Source organism: Sodalinema sp., assembly GCF_046483825.1.
Taxonomy (GTDB): Bacteria; Cyanobacteriota; Cyanobacteriia; order Cyanobacteriales; family Geitlerinemataceae; genus Sodalinema.
The window spans coordinates 1-19,301 of the sequence record NZ_JAWOCL010000023.1 but is presented as its reverse complement, the minus strand read 5'-3'; the positions used below and the strand labels follow the sequence as shown (position 1 = coordinate 19,301).

The window sequence follows — 19,301 nt, the reverse complement described above, 5'->3', positions numbered from 1 at the left end:
TGTGCAGAAGGTTAAAGCACTGGTATGTCTAGGGGTTGATAATAGCAAATTGAAAGATTTTTTTGAAGGTAAAGTTCCTCACCTTGTGGAAACAAGTTCTATGAAAGATGCTGTCAATCAGGCCCGGGATTATGCAAAATCCGGCGATGTCGTGTTGCTCTCACCTGCCTGTGCCAGTTTTGATTTATTTGAAAATTACGAAGACAGGGGACGACAATTTAAAGAAGCAGTTAAATTTAGGAAAAGATCATGAGTAATTTCGTGCAGAAATACATTAAAGGCGACCAGGTGATGTGGGGGATTATTGTCTTTTTGGCCCTTGTGTCCTTGCTAACCGTATACAGTGCCACAGGAAGCCTTGCCTATAAAACACAGGGGGGGAATACCACCCATTTTATGTTTAAACAGTTGTTTTTTCTGCTTTTTGGCATTTCTTTGATCATTGTGGTTCATCGAATTCCCTATAAATATTTCGTATTTTTTAGTTTACCTCTCCTGTATGTTTCCATCATACTTCTTCTCATTACCGTATTGTCGGGCCAAAATCTGAATGAGGCCAGTCGCTGGCTGACTGTTCCCGGCATTGGCCTGAGTTTTCAGCCATCGGAGGTGGCAAAACTGGGCCTTGTTTTATATGTGTCAAGGGTCCTTGCGCAGCATCAACGGGATGATGGTCCCACTGAAGGAGCATTTTGGCCGATTATTATTCATACAGCGGTTGTGTGTTTGCTGATTTTTCCTGAAAACCTTTCCACTTCACTTCTTCTCGGAGGGATTATTATGCTGATGATGTTTCTCGGCCGGGTTCCTTTTCGCCATTTGTTTTTCACCGGTTTGACGGGAACAGCCATTGTAGCCATCGTTTTGCTTCTTGCCATGAATGATGTCGTCATTGTTGACCGGGCCGAGACCTGGGCCTCCCGTTTTGAGGATTATATGGATGATGAGCAGGAGATGTCCAAGTTTGGCGGTGATTATCAGATTACTCAGTCCAAAATAGCCATTGCAACAGGTGGCGTCTTGGGCAAAGGCCCCGGGAATAGTGACCAGCGTAATTTTCTACCCCATCCTTACAGCGATTTTATATATGCCATTATAGCTGAGGAGTTTGGTTTCTTTGGGGCGCTTCTGGTTTTGGTTGCGTATTTTATATTTTTTACACGTATCGGCGTTCTGGTTAGTTCCAGTAACCGAACTTTCCCGGCTTTTATGGTGCTGGGACTTGGGATAATGTTAGTCGCTCAGGCATTTCTCAATATGGGGGTGGCAGTGGGGATTTTTCCTGTTACCGGGCAACCTCTTCCCCTTGTCAGTATGGGGGGGACTTCCATTGTGTTTACCTGCTTAGCTTTGGGAGCCATCTTAAGTGTAAGCAGGCATTATCAGGAAGAACGTGAACAACAAAATGCCAAAGTTCAAAATTCGGAAAATCAATAATTGCAGGATGGTAAAAATTCGATCTCGATTGAAGAAAAATTGAATATGACGGGATGAAGGAAAAATTGAAAATATTGATCAGTGGGGGTGGAACCGGAGGACACGTTTTCCCGGCTATTGCCATTGCCGATGCCCTTAAAAAACGAAACCCCGGTGCGCAAATCCTTTTTGCAGGGGCCATTGGCCGCATGGAAATGGACAGGGTGCCTGCTGCTGGGTACAAAATTGTGGGATTGCCGGTGGCTGGCTTTCAGCGTAAACTGACTCTGAAGAATATCACGTTCTTTTTTAAGCTCGCAGCCAGCATGTTGAAGGCATGGCGTCTGGTCCGGAATTTTCGCCCGGATGTGGCTGTAGGGGTTGGTGGATACGCCAGTGGTCCGGTATTGAGGTCGGCCGCTTCTCAGGGTGTCCCGACCCTCCTTCAGGAGCAAAACAGTTACCCCGGTGTAACGAATAAAATCCTGGCACGCAAAGCTCACCGGATTTGCGTAGCCTACCCCGGTATGGAGCGTTTTTTCCCTTCAGAAAAGATTGTTTTGACGGGAAACCCGGTGCGGCAAAACCTTTTAGCCGATGTCGACCGGATCAAAGCCTGTCAGGAACTTGGACTTGATGAAAACAAACAAACTGTTCTGGTTGTCGGCGGTTCGCTGGGAGCCCGGAGCATTAACAACGGGATTGCCAATGATCTGGAACAAATAAAGAAAAGAACGGACGTGCAATTTCTCTGGCAATGCGGAAAGCATTATTTTGAGGAAATGCAGCAGTTGCTTGCGGGGAAAAATGTCACCAATATTGTCCTGGCCCCTTTCATCTCCCGAATGGATATGGCGTATGATCTGGCTGATGTGGTTATCTCCCGTGCGGGTGCATGCACCATCAGTGAACTGGCGCTTCTGGGAAAAGCTTCAGTGTTGGTACCTTCCCCCAATGTGGCAGAGGATCACCAGACCAAAAATGCCATGAGCCTTGTCAAAGAGGGAGCGGCCCTTATGATTCCTGATCATGAAACACCCGGCAGGTTGGTGGGTGATGCGCTGGACCTGCTCGATGATAAAGAATATAAAAAGCAATTGGAAGAAAAAGTCCGCTTGTTTGCACATCCGGATTCAGCTGAAAAAATTGCAGAGGAAATTGAAAAAATTGTTGGTCAATGAAAGCCTTGGGGAAATATAGCAGTGTGTTTTTCATCGGCATCGGTGGCATCGGGATGAGTGCACTGGCTCGCTTTTTCCATGGCTCGGGGTTTCGTGTGGCCGGTTATGACCGTGTATCCGGCCCTTTGATCGAAACCCTCCTGACCGAGGGGATTGAAGTTCTCTTTGATGAGAGCATTGCTGTTATTCCGGAAGCGTTTACCAATCCATTGCTGGGTAGGAATCCGACTGTGTAATCTTTGATTCACTGTTCGGTAGTTCACTTCTAATGGTGGGGCCTGTTCTGGTGTCTGGATCACGGTTGAGCGATCGCCGTCAGAGTTGGTCATGATAGACTTCTAGGGAGAGATTTAACCTGCCCGGACCCTTGCAATGACCGCCAATCCCGACGATCGCCCTCAATCTTCTTCCTCAACGCCCTGGTGGCGATCGCAGGGGGAAAATATCCGCCTGATTCTGATTGCCCTCGTTATCGCCTTACTGCTGCGAACCTTTGTCGCGGAACCTCGCTATATTCCCTCTGATTCGATGTTGCCGACCTTAGAACAAGGCGATCGCCTCCTCATCGAGAAAGTCTCCTATCATTTTCAACCGCCACAACGAGGAGACGTAATTGTTTTTAGTCCCCCAGTCCAGCTTCAGCGACAGGGGTATCAAACGAATCAGGCTTTTATTAAACGAGTGGTGGCTCGTGCCGGTGATACTGTACGGGTTGCCAATGGACGAGTGTATCTCAACGGAGAACCGCAAGTCGAACCCTATATCGCTGAACTGCCCCGATACCAATGGGGGCCAGCCACAGTTCCCCCCGATCGCCTCATGGTCATGGGAGACAACCGCAATAATAGCAATGACTCCCATATTTGGGGCTTTTTACCCGTTGAGAATGTGATCGGGCGGGCAGCGATTCGCTTTTGGCCCTTTGATCGGGTTGGAGGAATCGAGGGAAAATAGGCAAGAGGCAAAAGAAGGGAACAGGGAACACCGGAACTGGGAACAGGGGGAGAAGAGAATAGGGAATAGGGAACAGGCAAGCTAGCAATAGGCGTGGCCTCTTTATTGTTCTTCCCGTTTTAGACGTTTATTGATTTGGGCGATCGCCCCAGTTAATAACGCTCCCCCCATTAGAAGGCCAATCGCAGGGGTGAACACCGGTTCCCAGAGGCGATACCAGAGATCTAAGCCTAGAGAGAGTCCGGTTCCTCGGCCGACGACGGCTAGGGCTAACCAGAGTAAACTTGCCAAAACAAAAAAGAAGTTCACCACTAAGAGGGTGTTGAGCCAGTTTAAGAGGGTTTGCATCGGGTTAAAAAAGAGACGATAATGGACAATCGAGGTAGGACGTGAGCGCGGGCTGAATCGGGATACCCCTAGACGTCGAGTTTTTGGCGTATTGCTCGTCCTAACTTATGTGACCAAAAACAGCTAAATTTAATAGCGAACCCGAGGGTCAATCCAGGCATTGAGGATATCAATGAGGATACTCATCCCGACCACGATCGCCCCAAAGAAGACCACCAAACCTTGAACCGTGGGATAATCTCGGGCGGAGATGGCTTCATAGAGACGACTGGCTAAGCCGGGCCAAGAAAAGGTCACTTCCGTGAGAATGGCCCCACTCAGGAGGGCGGCGAAGGTTAAGCCTAAGATGGAAATGGTGGGAATTAGGGCATTTTTGAGGGCGTGGCTGACCAAAATACGCCGTTCAGGGACACCTCTGGCCCGGGCGGCTTCGACATAATCACTTTTGAGAGTTTGTTTAAGATTCACCCGTACAACCCGTTCAAAGATACCACTGAGGAGAATCCCTAACGTGAGGCTGGGGAGAGCGAGATGGTACAACGCCGCAAAAAACTGTTGCGGATTTAGCGTCAAGAGGCTATCGAGGAGATAGAGGCCCGTGATTGAGGTGGGGGTGGGAACGCCGAGGGGGAAACGGGTTCCCAGGGGAAACCAGCCGAGTTGTACGGCAAAAATCAGTTGTAAGACCATTCCCATCCAGAAAACGGGGACCGAGTAGGTCAAGATACCAAACAGCCGTCCACCGGCATCCCAGGCACTGTTGGGGCGTGAAGCGGCTAGCATTCCGACGCTAAAGCCAACGAGAATCGCCACGAGCATACTGGCGATGGCCAACTCGGCCGTGGCGGGGAAAAAGTCCCGGATAATCTCCCAAACCGAGAGGCCGCGACGGGCGGCGGATTCTCCTAAATCGAGACGCAGGAGGGAGCCGAGATAGCTAAAATACTGTTGCCATAATGACCCAGACAGTCCTAACTGCGATCGCAACTCCTCCTTAAAGGCTTCCGGGGCTCGGGGGCCAAGAATCGCGTCAACGGGATCTCCGGGAGTCGCTCGCATCAGCAGGAACACGCCGGTGGCGATTGTCCATAGCATCAGTGGGGCCAACAGAAGTCGCGTGACAACGTAGGCTTGCAGGGCATGAGAACGGGACACAACAATTTCGGGTGGAGGAACAATCGCAAATCGTCTCCTATCTTACAATCGAATTGAGCCGAAGTGATATCTTGTGCAGGTATTGGAGAGGCTTTGATGTTGGGCTAGGCTAAAATTCATGCAGCCAGGAGCTAAGGTTCTAGGATCACACTGTAACCTACAGGGTTAAGCGTGATTCACTACCCCAATTTTTGGGCGAGGGCTTCGAGTCAAGGATGTTTGAGTTTATTCTTGGAGGGATTTCGTTAAACTTTGAGTACGGGAGCTATCGTACCGTCTACCGGTTTCGCGTCTTGATGTTTTTTGGGAGATCCCCCTACTGCTGACTCACCATGACTGACTATCAATCAATGTCTGTTTCCTCATCTGTGCAAACCTTAGAACGCCCTTGTGTCGATCGCGTGTTTGAACGCATGAGTGAAGCGGTTTGGACAATCGACGCATCTTCTGGGAAAATCCTCTATCTCAATCCCTCTGCTGAACGGCTTTATGGGCGATCGCTGTCGCAATTTGAGGAGAGTGGCCAGGGTTGGTTTGAGCAGCTTGATGAAGGCGATCGCGATCGCCTTCGTTATATCACCGCCAGCCTAGAACAAACCGATGAAACAGCAGATTTGGTGCTGGAGTATCGTATTCGTCGCTGGGATGGGGAGTTCCGCTGGGTATCGAGTCAAATTTGGCAAGTGGCTACGGAACGAGGGCTACGATTACAGGGAATTAGTACCGATTTAACGGAATATCGTCAAATTCAGCAGAAAAAACTTCAGTTTGAAAAGTTGGCGGCGAACCTCCCTGGGGTCATTTATCAATATATTTTGAATCCCGATGGCTCTTCAGCATTTACATATATGAGCCCCGGCGCGCGTAAACTGTATGAACTCGATCCTGAGCAAGTGAAAGAGGATGCTAGCCCAATTTGGGATCGGGTACATCCTGAGGATCTGGCTGAGTTTCAAACCGCCATTGGCAGATCGGCTCAGGAGTTGACGCTCTGGAAGCATGAATGGCGACAATATACCGTATCGGGACAACTCAAATGGCTTTCGGCAATTTCTCAGCCAGAACGTCGCAGTAGTGGCGAAATTATTTGGGATGGGATTTTATTTGATATTACTGAACAAAAGCAGATTGAAGCCGAGCGCGATCGCTTTTTTGATTGTGCTTTGGATTTATTTTGTATCATCAGCTTTGATGGTTACTTTAAACGCCTGAATCCAGCCTGGACAAATCTACTGGAATATGGTATTAACGAACTCAAATCACGGCCTGTTTTAGACTTTATTCACCCCGATGATCTCGAAGAGAGTCAAACTCAAATGCTGAGTGTTCTCAAGGGGGAGAATATCTTTGGCTTTGAAAATCGCTTCCGAACAAAATCGGGTTTGTACCGATGGTTATCTTGGACGGTTGTCTCGTTTCCTGATGAGGGTATGATGTATGCGATCGCCCGAGATATTAGTGATCTCAAACAGGCTCAACTCGAACGAGAACGATTGATTGCCATTATTGATGCCTCACCAGATATTATCAGTAGTGCTGACTTAGAGGGCAAGATCACCTATTTTAACTGTGGTGGACGCAAAACATTAGGACTAGACCTTAATGAAGATGTTTCTGTTTATCACATCGAAGATTTTTTAACCCCAGACTTTGTAGAAGAGTGTCAAAACTGGGTGATTCCCCAAGCGTTACAACAGGGATCTTGGCAAGGACTGTCTAAAATACGTCGCCGCGACGGAACCCTAATTCCGACCTCGCAGCTTATTATTGCTCACCCAGAAACGCCGGACTCTGATGCGTATTTGTCCACTATTATTCGAGACATTTCTGATGTCCAAGATATTGAGCAACAACTACGACAAAAAGAGGAATTTTTACGAACAATTTACGAGAATCAAGGTAACATTGTTTTTGTGATTGATGTCGGCGATGATGGGACTTTTCGATTTGCCGGTTGGAATGGATTTGCTGAGCGAATAATGGGGATTCCTTCGGAGGATATTTCTGGAAAAACGCCCCAAGAAGTCTTTGGCGACGAAACCGGTGAATTGTTTTTAACAAATTATCGAAACTGTATTGCAGCCGGGAAAACGATTACCTATGAGGAAACCTTTACACACCAAGAACGACGAGTTTGGTGTCAGGTGGTTTTAACTCCGTTATTTGATGGAAAAGGAACCATTGAGCGGCTCATTGGCACTTCAACGGATATTACCGAACGCAAAGAAGTTGAACTCGCTCTGCAAGCTTCAGAAGCCAAATTCCGTTCATTAGCCCAGCAAGAAAAACTGGTCAATCGCCTGGCGCAACAAATTCGACAATCCCTCGATCCCAAGCGAATTTTAGAGACGACGGTACGAGAATTATATGTTTTATTAGGGGTCGATCGCTGTTATTTTCTCTGGCATCATCCCCAGGCCCCAGAGTCAGAATTGAAGCTAGCCGCTGAGGCGAAACGGGATGAATTACCGAATCGTTTAGATGAGTATCCCAGAATCTTTGCTGGGTTGTTAACGACGCTGTTGCAAGCCGGGGAGATGGTGCGAATTGATGATATTGCCGAGATTGAGGATAACGCCTTACGGGAGGGACTGCAACGATTTGGTTATGAGTCGTTACTCTTGTTCCCGATTGAAACTGGACAAGCGAATGTGGGAACCTTGGCTTGTACCCGAGAAGTTAGCCCTCAACCCTGGTGCGATCGCGATATTGAGTTAATCCGTGTCGTTTGCGATCGTCTAGCGATCGCCATTCAGCAAGCATTACTCTACCAACAATCCCGTGAAGCTGAACACCAGGCGAAGGCCAAAACCCTAGAACTCGAAACCACCCTGCGTCAGTTACAAACGACTCAAGCTCAACTGATTCAAGCCGAAAAAATGTCGAGTTTGGGGCAATTAGTGGCTGGCGTTGCCCATGAAATCAACAATCCCATTAGTTTTGTCTTCGGCAACCTAGTTCATGCTAAGCAGTATAACCAGGATTTACTGGATCTATTGCAGTTATATCGAGAAACGTATCCCGAGCCAACGGTTGAGATTGAGGAGTTCAGTGCGGCCATTGATTTAGAGTATCTCATCGAGGATATCCCCAATCTATTTAACTCCATCGAGACGGGGGCGGTGCGGATTCAGGAGATTGTGCGATCGCTACGAACCTTCTCACGACTCGATGAATCAGACGTTAAGGCGATTGATTTACATGAGAGTCTCGACAGTACCCTAACCATTCTCGGGAGTCGCTTACGGGCCGATGATCGCCGTCGGGAGATTCAAGTGATTCGTCAGTATGGGGAGTTACCGGCTGTCAACTGCTACGCGGGCCAACTCAATCAGGTGTTTATGAATCTGATCGCCAACGCCATTGACGCCGTTGAGGCCCGTTGTCTCGAACACCCCGATGGGGAACCGGGAAAAATTGAGGTGATCACACGATTAACCCCTCAGCAACGGGTACAGATTCAGATTCGTGACAATGGAACTGGGATGGACGCTGAGATTTGCGATCGCATTTTTGACCCCTTCTACACCACTAAACCCGTCGGGAAGGGGACTGGCCTGGGGTTATCGATTAGTTATCAGATTGTCGTCGAACGCCACGGCGGAACCCTCATTTGTGAATCGACCCCCGGCTGTGGTAGTACCTTTACGGTGCAGATTCCCTATCATTGCACCTTGTCAGCCTCAATTAAACCCTCACGAGCTTAAATTTATGGCGTTTTTAGGTGGTCTCACATCCAGTTTAAGCCTGGTTTGTCTTCTGGGCAGTCTCGGAGGGCTGATAACTGAGCCAGGGGGGGCGATGGCCCAGAACTCTCCCGCCAATTCGTCCCCTGGCCAGAACGTTCCGGCTCGTCAACGGGGAATGGTGGTGTCCGCTCATCCTCTGGCTAGTGAGGCGGGGGTGGCCATGTTCGAGCAGGGGGGGAATGCGGTTGATGCGGCGGTCGCGAGTACCTTTGCTATTTCTGTGGTGGAACCCTTTTCTGCCGGAATTGGTGGCGGTGGTTTTTTGTTGCTGTATGATGCGGCGATGGGGGAGGTTCGCAGTCTCGATTTTCGTGAACGAGCGCCCCAGGCGGCCACAGAGACGATGTATCTCGATGAGTCGGGAGAACCGCAATCTCGGGCCAGTTTAGATGGCCATCAGGCCGTTGGGGTTCCGGGTACGGTGGCGGGGTTATATGAGGTGCATCAACGCTATGGGAATTTACCTTGGCAAACGGTGATTGAGCCGGCTCTCAGGTTGGCGGAGGAGGGGGTTACGGTGCATCAGCGGTTCGTTGATGCTGTCGAACGCCGGCAAGAGGTGTTATTGGCGAATCCGGCGGCTAGAGAGGTGTTTACGCGAGAGGGAGCGTTTTATCAAGTTGGGGACCATTGGCGACAGCCTCAGTTGGCTGAAACGTTGCGGCGTTTGGCCGAGGATCCTGGGGATTTTTATGAGGGGGAGATTGCTGAGGCGATCGCGGCGGATATGGCGGCGTTCGGGGGGTTGGTGACGCGAGACGATTTGGCGGACTATGAGCCGATTTGGCGAGATCCGCTCTGTGGGGCGTTTCGTGAGTTTGAGGTCTGTGCGATGGGGCCGCCGTCGTCGGGTGGGGTGCATCTGTTGCAGATTCTGAATTTGATTGGCGATCGCCCTCTGGAGGCGCCTCAGCCAAATCACCCGGATACGGTGCATTTTTTGGCTGAGGCGATGCGGATTGCGTATGCTGATCGCGCTGAGTATTTGGGAGATCCCGATTTTGTGGAGGTTCCGGTTGAGGCGTTAACCAGTGTGGCTTACGCTCAGTATCGTCGGCCGCAAATTGATGAGGAACAGGCCACTCCCTCGACTGAGGTGACGGCGGTGGCGGCTTCGCAATTGAGGAATTTGAGGGAGTCGGCGGAAACCAGTCATTTGACGGTGGTGGATGGCGATCGCAATGCGGTCAGTTTGACGTTTACCGTCAATGGTGGTTTTGGGGCCGGGGTGGTGGCTGAAGGAACGGGGATTTTGCTCAATAATGAGATGGATGATTTTGCGATCGCTCCTGGGGTGGCGAATTTGTATGGTTTGGTGGGAGGCCAGGCTAATGCGATCGCTCCTGGGAAAACGCCGCTATCGAGTATGACGCCGACGATTGTGCTAGAGGAGGGTCAGTTACGGTTGGCGTTGGGGTCTCCGGGGGGAAGTACGATTATTACGACGGTGTTGCAAGTGCTGTTGAATGTGTTGCTGTATGAGTTGGATGTGGCGGCGGCGATCGCGGCCCCGCGTTTTCACCATCAATGGTTACCGGATCGCCTGATTCTGCAAGAGGCGGGGTTTGCTCCTGAGACGGTGGAGAATTTACGTCAGCGGGGCCATGAGATCGAACAATGGCAGGGTTGGGGGAATGCCAATGCTATTGTGGTACGGCCAGATCAGACGCTGGCTGGTGCGGCGGATCCACGAGGGGACGGCGCTGCGCTAGGCTGGTAGGGCGAGTTTTCCTGCCCTGCTTTTTATGCCCACTGAACTGATTACTTTGATTGCTGCTTTGGTTTTGGCTTGGTTGGTGTTTACCTGGCTGATTCGTGTTATTCAGACGACTTTGTCGACGGCCTTGTCGGTGGCGGCGATCGTGTTGTTGTTACAACTGGTGTTTGGGATCGATCCCACGGCACTCTGGCAGGAAGTTCAACGGGTTGGGGATTTGCTTCTTGAGGGGTTTGAAAATCTTTGGAGGCCCGAGTGAAGCGGGCGGCGATCGCCCATCGGGGCTGTTTTTTTCTCTCGTCGCCATTATCATATTTTTCTGAATAATTTGGTTTTCTGCAACAATTTATTACATTTCTCAGCTATCAATGGCAGGAGGGGGGATGATGGGGAGAATCAGACCCGTTGAGTCGAGAAGGGACAAGGGTTTGATAGAATCATAAAACTCTCATTTTTGGCGATCGCCTGTAACCATCGCCGTTCAATCAGGCTCAGCCGCAGTTTCCTTTGAAGTTTTCCAAAGGGTGCAGGTCTGCGGTATCCTCATGACGGTGGAGTGAGACCACCGCCAATCCTGCTAGATTGACGCACAGCATCTGAATTTATCGACAAGAAATAAGAATAACCATGAGATATCGTGCTTTAGTTGCCCTACTCCTCGCAATGTGCGTTGGGTTCCTAACCGCTTGCAGCGAAGAACCCATCAGCCTATTAAGCGATGAAACCTACACCTACGATCAGATTAGAAACACCGGACTGGCGAATAGTTGTCCGCAGCTTCCTGAAACGGCTCGGGGGTCGTTTGACCTGGACAGCGAAACGGACTACATTCTGACGGATTTATGCCTGGAACCGACGGGCTATTTTGTGAAAGAAGAGTCGACCAACAAGCGCGAAGAAGCGAAGTTCATCGGTGCCAAAGCCTTGACTCGTTATACCTCATCTCTCGACCAAGTGACGGGAGATTTGAGCCTCGACAGCAATGGGGTTTTAACCTTTGAAGAGCAGTCTGGGATTGATTTCCAAGCCATTACCGTTCAACTTCCGGGTGGTGAGCAAGTTCCCATGCTCTTCACCATTAAGAAACTGGTGGCGACCACTCCTGAAGGACAAACCGGAATCAGTACTTCAACCGATTTAACCGGAGATTACATTGTTCCTTCCTACCGTGGTGCGTCCTTCCTCGATCCGAAAGGTCGCGGTCAAGCGACGGGTTATGACAATGCGGTTGCGCTACCGGCGGCGGCAGATGATGAAGAAATCATGCGGGAAAACGTCAAAGAAACGCCGGTGTTAGACGGGAATATGTCGCTGCAAGTCTCGAAAGTCAACAGTGAAACTGGAGAGATTGCCGGTATTTTTGAGGCCATCCAAGCTTCAGATACGGATTTGGGATCGAAGGCGCCCGTTGATGTGAAAATTCGCGGTCTGTTCTACGGTCGGGTCGAACCCAAAGCCTAGGCTTGCTTCAGCTTAGTGGGTTCGGTTAACCGTTGATGTTAGCCATTTGGGGACTGTCCAAGTTTAGACATTGGGCAGTCTTTCTTTTTTGTGGTTTTGGTCTAGGGATGGCGGGCAAGGACGGTCAGATGTATTGGTACGATGGAGCGGTTTATTCGGGGGAAAGGCTTGAGCTGACGGTGACGGAACCGGGGCTATTGTATGGGGCGACGACGTTTACAACGCTGCGAGTTTATGGGCAGAACTTGAACGACCCCAGAAGTCATTGGCCAGGTCATTTGCGGCGGTTGGGGGCGGCGGTGGCCGAGTTTGACTGGGTCACTCCGAATTGGCAACGGCTAGAGACGGGAGCGCAACTGATGGCGCAGCCGTTCCCGGTTTTGCGGCTGACGCTGTTTGCGGATGGCCGGGAGTTGATTACGGGACGAGCGTTACCTGGGGATTTGCGGCAACGACAGGAGGAGGGGATTGTGGCGTGGTTGGCTGAGGGGGTTGGGTTGTCTCGCAGTCTGCCACATCGGAAGACGGGGAATTATTTGGCCCCCTGGTTGGCGTTGCAACAGGCTCGCAAGTTGGGGGCGTTGGAAGCGATTTTGGTCAATGAGAGGGGGGAATGGCTCGAAACCAGTACCGGAACGCTCTGGGGTTGGCGTGAGGGACAATGGTGGACGCCACCCCTGGCGGCGGGGATTTTGCCGGGGTTGGTGCGATCGCAGATTCTCGACGCTGCCAGCCGTCAAGGCCTCAGGATTGGTCTGGCTCCTTGGTTACCCACTCAGGTCTGGGAGTTTGAGGCGCTGGCCTATAGTAATGCGGTGGTGGAGGTGGTGCCGATTCGTCAGGTGCTGCGATCCATCCCCGCACAGCCGATGGAAAGACAACGTTATGATGGAGGACAGGCGGCGATCGCCGAGTTGCGATCGCTCCTACAATCGCGCCGATTCCCCTAACTCATCAGCATTACGGCGACTGACTCATGGCCAATTGAGGGCAACTTTGCACGATCGGGCGGCTTTAGGTTAATATAAGTTAACACAAGGTCTCATAAAATCTCAGATTCGAGCATCATTACAGAAATTATCAAAGATAGGAGGATTACTCCCGGTGAATAAACGGTGGAGAAATACAGGGCTATACGTACTACTGGCGATCGTTGTCATTGCCTTAGGGACGACGTTCTTTGATCAACAGCCCCAAGCTCAACAAACCGCTAAATATAGTGAGTTTATCCGCGCCGTTGAAAACGGCAAAGTCGAAGGAACCGTGGCCATCAGTGCCGATCGCAGCGAAGCGACCTACACGAATCCAGACGGTAGCGGTAAAGTGGTCGTCAACTTACCCAATGACCCGGAACTGATTGATATCCTCACGGAAAACAATCTCGATGTGCGGGTTCAACCTCAGAGTGATGATGGTGTCTGGTTCCGCGCTCTCAGTAGCCTCTTCTTCCCCATCTTGCTGCTGGTGGGCTTATTCTTCCTGTTGCGCCGCGCCCAGTCGGGTCCCGGTAGCCAGGCGATGAACTTTGGTAAATCCAAAGCGCGGGTCCAAATGGAACCGCAAACCCAAGTCACCTTTGGCGATGTGGCTGGGATTGAACAAGCCAAACTCGAACTCACGGAGGTTGTGGACTTCCTGAAAAACGCCGATCGCTTCACGGCGATTGGTGCGAAAATCCCTAAAGGCGTCTTACTGGTTGGACCTCCGGGAACGGGTAAAACCCTCTTAGCTCGCGCCGTCGCTGGTGAAGCTGGGGTTCCCTTCTTCTCGATTTCGGGGTCTGAGTTTGTGGAAATGTTCGTTGGGGTGGGTGCGTCTCGTGTCCGTGACCTCTTTGAACAGGCCAAACAAAACGCCCCTTGTATTGTCTTTATCGATGAGATTGATGCCGTCGGTCGCCAACGGGGTGCTGGTTTAGGCGGCGGTAATGATGAACGGGAACAAACCCTGAACCAGTTGCTGACCGAGATGGACGGCTTCGAGGGCAATACGGGCATCATTATTATTGCAGCAACCAACCGTCCTGATGTCTTGGATGCGGCGCTGTTGCGTCCGGGTCGTTTTGACCGTCAGGTGGTGGTTGACCGTCCTGATTACTCGGGTCGTTTCGAGATTCTCAATGTTCACGCTCGCGGTAAAACGCTGGCCAAGGATGTGGACTTGGAGAAAATTGCCCGTCGGACTCCTGGTTTTACGGGGGCTGATTTGTCGAACTTGCTCAATGAGGCGGCTATTTTGGCGGCTCGTCGCAATTTGACGGAAATCTCGATGGATGAGGTCAATGATGCGATTGACCGGGTTCTCGCTGGACCGGAGAAGAAAGACCGGGTGATGAGCGAGAAACGCAAGAATTTGGTGGCGTATCATGAGGCCGGTCACGCTCTGGTGGGGGCGTTGATGCCTGATTATGACCCGGTTCAGAAGATTAGCATCATCCCTCGGGGTGCGGCGGGGGGCTTGACTTGGTTTACTCCGAGTGAAGACCGTATGGATTCTGGGTTGTATTCCCGCTCCTATCTGCAAAATCAGATGGCGGTGGCTCTCGGGGGTCGTCTGGCTGAGGAGATTATCTTCGGTGAGGAGGAAGTGACCACGGGTGCGTCTAATGATTTGCAACAGGTGGCTCGGGTGGCTCGTCAGATGGTGATGCGCTTCGGGATGAGCGATCGCCTCGGACCGGTGGCTCTGGGAAGTCAGCAGGGTAATATGTTCCTCGGTCGCGATATTTCCTCGGAACGCAATTTCTCGGAAGAGACGGCGGCGGCTATTGATGAGGAAGTCAGTAAGCTTGTTGATGAGGCTTATAGCCGCGCCAAACAGGTGTTGACGGAGAATCGCTTGGTGTTAGACCAGTTGGCGAAGATGCTGGTTGAGCGTGAAACTGTTGATGCTGAGGAACTGCAAGAGCTACTCTCGGGTAGTGATGTGAAGATGGCGGCGATCGCCTAGTCTTCCTGAACTGGCTCACTGATTAGCACGATAAAACCCCAGTCACAACGACTGGGGTTTTTTTAGTCGCGATTGGCGCTAAAATATTTTGTTGCAGGTTGGATGTTTAGCTTTAACTAATCCTAGCCAAGCCCCTCCCGCCTTTCCATTGAGTATTCATTTGAAGCCTAACTTCACTATAGCATCAATCCCCCAAAATGACCCAAAACTCGTCTAACCTGTAGTAAAACTTAACCGCAATTTATGTAACAAAATTGTAAACGGTAATCCTGGTTGTACTATTTTAAAAAGTTAAGTCAAACTAAATATACAGCTTAACAAAAGTAGAAAAGTAGGGGCGAAAAATTTTTCGCCCCGGAGCGAAAATTTTTTCGCTCATCCCGACGGCATCAAGCCGCCAACGACAAAACACTCATGGACTTGCACCAATGCATCTAAGCGAAATCACCCATCCGAATCAACTCAAAGGGCTATCGATTCACCAACTCGAAGAAATCGCCCGTCAAATCCGGGAGAAGCACCTGCAAACGATTGCGGCCAGTGGGGGTCACCTAGGTCCCGGTTTGGGGGTTGTGGAATTGACCTTGGGACTCTACCAAACCCTAGACCTAGACCGCGATAAAGTGGCTTGGGATGTGGGACATCAGGCCTATCCTCATAAGCTGATTACGGGCCGTTATAACGATTTTCATACCCTGCGGCAGAAAGAGGGGGTGGCGGGCTATCTCAAACGGAGTGAGAACCCCTTTGACCATTTTGGGGCCGGTCACGCTTCCACCAGTATCTCGGCGGCGTTGGGGATGGCCCTGGCGCGAGATGCCCAGGGAGAGGATTATAAATGTGTGGCGGTGATTGGCGATGGGGCGTTAACGGGGGGGATGTCCTTGGAAGCCATTAACCATGCGGGCCATCTGCCGGATACCAATCTCCTGGTGGTCCTCAATGATAACGAGATGTCGATTTCTCCCAATGTGGGGGCGATTCCTCGCTATCTCAATAAGATGCGCCTCAGTGACCCGGTTCAGTTCCTCACCGATAACCTCGAAGAACAGTTTAAGCATTTACCCTTCTTTGGGGAAACCTTTACCCCGGAGATGGAACGAGTCAAAGAGGGGATGAAACGGTTGGCGATTCCCAAGGTGGGGGCGGTGTTCGAGGAACTCGGCTTCACCTATATGGGACCCGTGGACGGTCATAACTTAGAGGAGTTGATTGAGTCGTTTAATAAGGCTCATCATATTAAGGGACCGGTTCTGGTTCATGTGGCGACGGTGAAAGGGAAGGGTTATGCGATCGCCGAGAACGACCAAGTGGGCTATCATGCTCAAAAGCCCTTCGACTTGGCCACGGGGAAAGCCTACCCCTCCAAGAAACCCACGCCCCCGAGTTACTCCAAAGTCTTCGCCCAAACCCTGATTACCCTGGCCGAAGAGAATCCCAAGATTTTGGGCATTACCGCCGCCATGGCCACGGGAACGGGGTTAGATAAACTCCAGGCCAAGTTACCCAAACAATATATTGACGTGGGTATTGCCGAACAGCACGCCGTGACCTTAGCGGCGGGGTTAGCCTGTGAGGGAATGCGTCCGGTGGTGGCCATTTACTCGACCTTCTTGCAGCGGGGCTATGACCAAATCATCCATGATGTCTGCATTCAGAAATTACCCGTCTTCTTCTGTTTAGACCGGGCTGGGATTGTCGGGGCTGATGGTCCGACTCACCAGGGACTGTATGATATCGCCTATCTGCGCTGTATCCCCAATATGACGATTATGGCGCCGAAGGATGAGGCGGAGATGCAGCAGATGTTGGTGACGGGGGTTGAACATACCTCGGGACCGATTGCCATGCGCTATCCTCGCGGTAGTGGCTACGGTGCGCCTTTGATGGAAGAAGGCTGGGAAGCGTTGCCGATTGGTAAGGGTGAGGTTCTCCGCAGTGGTGATGATGTGTTGCTAGTCGGCTATGGAACCATGGTCTATCCGGCGATGCAGGTGGCGGAAATTCTCAGTGAACATGGGATTGAGGCCACGGTGGTGAACGCCCGCTTTGTCAAGCCGTTGGATATTGAGTTGATTGGGCCGTTGGCTGAACGGATTGGTAAGGTGGTCACGCTGGAGGAAGGCTGCATTATGGGCGGCTTTGGTTCGGCGGTGGTTGAGGGCCTGATGGATGCCGATGTGGTGGTTCCGGTGAAGCGGTTGGGGGTTCCTGACCAACTGGTGGACCATGCACAACCCAATGAGTCGAAGGCGGATTTGGGCTTGATGCCGTCCCAGATGGCGGAGACGATTCGCAAGTCCTTCTTTGCCGAGTCTAAGTCAAGGTTGGCGGTGTAGAGTTGGAGTCCCCCCATCGGTGTCGGGTGATGCGGGTGGGGGGATTGGGGGGATTCCTCAATTTTTCAGGACCTTGGGTTGACAGGAAAGTTTTTAAGGACTGATGAAGATTAAATACGATTCCGACGTGGATATCATTCGGATTACCCTTAAAGATGCAGAGATTGAAGACAGTGATGAGGAAATTCCCGGCATTATCTTAGATTTTGATTCTAGTCAAAATGTTATCGGGATTGAGATTCTTCAGGCTTCCCAACGGATTGATAATCCACAGGCTATTGAATATATGATTGCTCAAAGAAAACCTTAGTGTATGCCACAGATGGCCGTAGGGGCAATCCCTTGTGGTTGCCCTCCTCCAGCGTTCATGTATAGCCCTCATCATGCTAACCTCAAGCTGGAAGAAGCCGAGTAAATAAGGATTCGAGTTCCCGCTGTCTCTCGACATCAACCCGTTGCCACTCTCGGATGGTATTCAAATCTCGATTGACCTGGGCTAATTCTAATAACTCTGAGTCAACTTTATAGTGTTTTTCTTGAACTAACCAAGTCAAAATATCCGACAAATGCCAAATTGAGGGAGTTCCTTTGTAAACGGGATTGGGGGAGTTTGCTCCGCCTGTCATCAAGAGATTGCGGATATTTTGCCGCGTGCATCCGAGGCGCTTGGCTACATCTGTTATGCTAGTTAAATCGGGGCTAACTTCTATCAATTTGGCTTCAGGAATGGCTCGTTTTACATCTGCGATCGCACTATACACCGCCTCCGCTGCTGAAGACGCATCACGGGTAAAGTTCAAGGCAATTTTCCCGAATCTTCCCACACCAACTAAGGCATCATCAAACCCATTCATTTGCAAAACATCAACGTAATGGCTCGGATGCGGTTCTGTGTCGGGGAGGTTAAAGGTTACTGTAAAATCATAGTTGGGCATTTGAGTTTAAGGAGGGGTTGGGGTTGACGAATGCGGCTTTGCGTCGGATGTGACGTAATCAATCGAACGAGTTTGCAACTTCATAAATCAGAAAAAATCAAGAGTCGAAACCACATGACGATTTTTTGCTCATATATTTATGTAAAAGTGAGTGATGAATTTTCGGTTTTCAAACCATGCCGTAGAGGAGATGGAAAAACGAAAGATTCCCATGTCTTTTGTAGAAGCGGTCTTAGAAAATCCAGAACAAACGGTTCAGCAAAGTGAGGTCATTACAATTTATCAGTCTCAATGCGATTTTGGTACAGGAAAACCTTATTTATTGCGTGTTTTTATCAATACCCAAGTTGAACCTGCTGTTGTTGTAACTGTTTATCGAACCAGTCAAATTAGAAAACATTGGAGAAACTGATGAAAATTAAATACGATGCCGACGTGGATATCATTCGGATTACCCTTAAAGATGCAGAGATTGAAGACAGTGATGAGGAAATTCCCGGCATTATCTTAGATTTTGATTCTAGTCAAAATGTTATCGGGATTGAGATTCTTCAGGCTTCCCAACGGATTGATAATCCACAGGCTATTGAATATATGGTTGCCCAGGACAAACCCTAGACTGGGATGGTAATAGGTGAAGATTTAGCTAGAGTGCTAAAATCTCGTCATGGTTAACTGATGTATCAGAATATCCACTCCCGGTTTTGGCTGGCTGAATTCGTAAAACGCGAGAGGTTCGACCACTGGGGTTCTCTTTTTGTTGGAGAATTTCTTCGATTAGGTCGGAGACACTTTCATCAGGATGCTCTTGTAAATAGTGCTCAAGTCGGTTGGCAAGTGTGTCTGAAAGGATAATAGAGCGTTCCATAGGAGGCTGTTCTTAAACGACACTTAATTTTAGTCCATGAGGGTCTAGCTGATGACTCCCACATTGTCGAGTGACAATCAACCGGATGATGGGTGGGGCCTCTCAATCCAGTATCACTCCCCTGAGGATGAATTGAGGCTTTGTGGAGAGGTGATGGGTTCCCGAAACCGGGTACGCGACTCTAGGGAGGAGGTCAGGAGGATGACAATTAGGACGATGACCCAAAGGC

General features: G+C 50.3%; 18 protein-coding genes and 1 pseudogene. 15 read left to right on the top strand and 4 right to left on the bottom strand.

Annotated features, from left to right (window positions below; all coding sequences use genetic code 11):
• From R6U67_RS01665 to lepB, 5 genes and pseudogenes are all read left to right on the top strand, one after another.
• Positions 1-253, top strand: a pseudogene (locus R6U67_RS01665) (UDP-N-acetylmuramoyl-L-alanine--D-glutamate ligase); the annotation flags it as partial.
• Entirely contained in the window at positions 250-1,437 is a 1,188-nt protein-coding gene (locus R6U67_RS01660) for an FtsW/RodA/SpoVE family cell cycle protein (RefSeq protein WP_410250930.1), read from the top strand. The pseudogene R6U67_RS01665 and the gene R6U67_RS01660, both read left to right, overlap by 4 nt.
• A gap of 53 nt (positions 1,438-1,490) precedes the next feature.
• Positions 1,491-2,597 carry an undecaprenyldiphospho-muramoylpentapeptide beta-N-acetylglucosaminyltransferase gene (gene murG / locus R6U67_RS01655; RefSeq protein ID WP_410250929.1) on the top strand — a complete coding sequence of 369 codons (1,107 nt, stop codon included), beginning with the start codon at positions 1,491-1,493 and terminating at the stop codon, positions 2,595-2,597.
• Positions 2,594-2,833 (top strand): Mur ligase domain-containing protein, encoded by a 240-nt coding sequence (locus tag R6U67_RS01650; RefSeq protein WP_410250928.1) that lies wholly within the window; start codon positions 2,594-2,596, stop codon positions 2,831-2,833. Before murG ends, R6U67_RS01650 begins: the two co-directional genes overlap by 4 nt.
• A gap of 136 nt (positions 2,834-2,969) precedes the next feature.
• Entirely contained in the window at positions 2,970-3,551 is a 582-nt protein-coding gene (lepB, locus tag R6U67_RS01645) for a signal peptidase I (protein WP_410250927.1), read from the top strand.
• Between the two features lie 102 nt (positions 3,552-3,653).
• On the opposite strand, the gene R6U67_RS01640 is transcribed toward lepB, so the two are convergent.
• Together R6U67_RS01640 and R6U67_RS01635 are read right to left on the bottom strand one after the other, a co-directional pair.
• On the bottom strand, positions 3,654-3,899 hold the full coding sequence (locus R6U67_RS01640; RefSeq protein WP_410250926.1) for a hypothetical protein: 246 nt from the start codon (positions 3,897-3,899) through the stop codon (positions 3,654-3,656).
• Between the two features lie 129 nt (positions 3,900-4,028).
• Positions 4,029-5,054, bottom strand: coding sequence for an ABC transporter permease (locus R6U67_RS01635; protein ID WP_410250925.1), 1,026 nt, complete (start codon positions 5,052-5,054; stop codon positions 4,029-4,031).
• A 332-nt stretch (positions 5,055-5,386) separates the two neighbouring features.
• Between R6U67_RS01635 and R6U67_RS01630 the strand changes: the two genes are divergently transcribed.
• The 8 genes from R6U67_RS01630 to R6U67_RS01595 all read left to right on the top strand — a co-directional run bounded on the left by R6U67_RS01630 (position 5,387) and on the right by R6U67_RS01595 (position 17,579).
• Entirely contained in the window at positions 5,387-8,761 is a 3,375-nt protein-coding gene (locus tag R6U67_RS01630; protein WP_410250924.1) for a PAS domain S-box protein, read from the top strand.
• Between the two features lie 4 nt (positions 8,762-8,765).
• On the top strand, positions 8,766-10,523 hold the full coding sequence (ggt, locus tag R6U67_RS01625; RefSeq protein ID WP_410250923.1) for a gamma-glutamyltransferase: 1,758 nt from the start codon (positions 8,766-8,768) through the stop codon (positions 10,521-10,523).
• A 25-nt stretch (positions 10,524-10,548) separates the two neighbouring features.
• Entirely contained in the window at positions 10,549-10,779 is a 231-nt protein-coding gene (locus R6U67_RS01620) for a hypothetical protein (protein WP_410250922.1), read from the top strand.
• Between the two features lie 368 nt (positions 10,780-11,147).
• Positions 11,148-11,981, top strand: coding sequence for a photosystem II manganese-stabilizing polypeptide (locus tag R6U67_RS01615; RefSeq protein WP_410250921.1), 834 nt, complete (start codon positions 11,148-11,150; stop codon positions 11,979-11,981).
• Between the two features lie 128 nt (positions 11,982-12,109).
• Entirely contained in the window at positions 12,110-12,931 is an 822-nt protein-coding gene (locus tag R6U67_RS01610) for an aminotransferase class IV (protein ID WP_410250920.1), read from the top strand.
• A gap of 154 nt (positions 12,932-13,085) precedes the next feature.
• Positions 13,086-14,930, top strand: a complete 1,845-nt coding sequence (gene ftsH3, locus R6U67_RS01605; RefSeq protein WP_410250919.1) for an ATP-dependent zinc metalloprotease FtsH3 — start codon at positions 13,086-13,088, stop codon at positions 14,928-14,930.
• Between the two features lie 428 nt (positions 14,931-15,358).
• Complete coding sequence (dxs, locus tag R6U67_RS01600) at positions 15,359-17,269, top strand: 1-deoxy-D-xylulose-5-phosphate synthase (RefSeq protein ID WP_170190652.1); 1,911 nt, start codon at positions 15,359-15,361, stop codon at positions 17,267-17,269.
• A 103-nt stretch (positions 17,270-17,372) separates the two neighbouring features.
• A complete protein-coding gene (locus tag R6U67_RS01595) occupies positions 17,373-17,579 on the top strand; it encodes a DUF2283 domain-containing protein (protein ID WP_410250918.1) in 207 nt (68 codons plus the stop codon).
• An 82-nt stretch (positions 17,580-17,661) separates the two neighbouring features.
• Here R6U67_RS01595 and R6U67_RS01590 read toward each other — a convergent pair whose 3' ends face one another.
• Entirely contained in the window at positions 17,662-18,204 is a 543-nt protein-coding gene (locus tag R6U67_RS01590) for a helix-turn-helix transcriptional regulator (protein ID WP_410250917.1), read from the bottom strand.
• A 154-nt stretch (positions 18,205-18,358) separates the two neighbouring features.
• On the opposite strand from R6U67_RS01590, the gene R6U67_RS01585 reads away from it, so the two are divergent.
• Entirely contained in the window at positions 18,359-18,616 is a 258-nt protein-coding gene (locus R6U67_RS01585; RefSeq protein ID WP_159785678.1) for a DUF4258 domain-containing protein, read from the top strand.
• Positions 18,616-18,822, top strand: a complete 207-nt coding sequence (locus R6U67_RS01580) for a DUF2283 domain-containing protein (protein ID WP_159785681.1) — start codon at positions 18,616-18,618, stop codon at positions 18,820-18,822. The genes R6U67_RS01585 and R6U67_RS01580 overlap by 1 nt, the downstream gene beginning before the upstream one ends.
• Positions 18,823-18,850: 28 nt before the next feature.
• On the opposite strand, the gene R6U67_RS01575 is transcribed toward R6U67_RS01580, so the two are convergent.
• The gene (locus tag R6U67_RS01575; protein WP_410250916.1) at positions 18,851-19,072 is read right to left on the bottom strand and encodes a hypothetical protein; all 222 of its coding nucleotides are present in this window, start codon (positions 19,070-19,072) and stop codon (positions 18,851-18,853) included.
• Between the last annotated feature and the right edge of the window lie 229 nt (positions 19,073-19,301).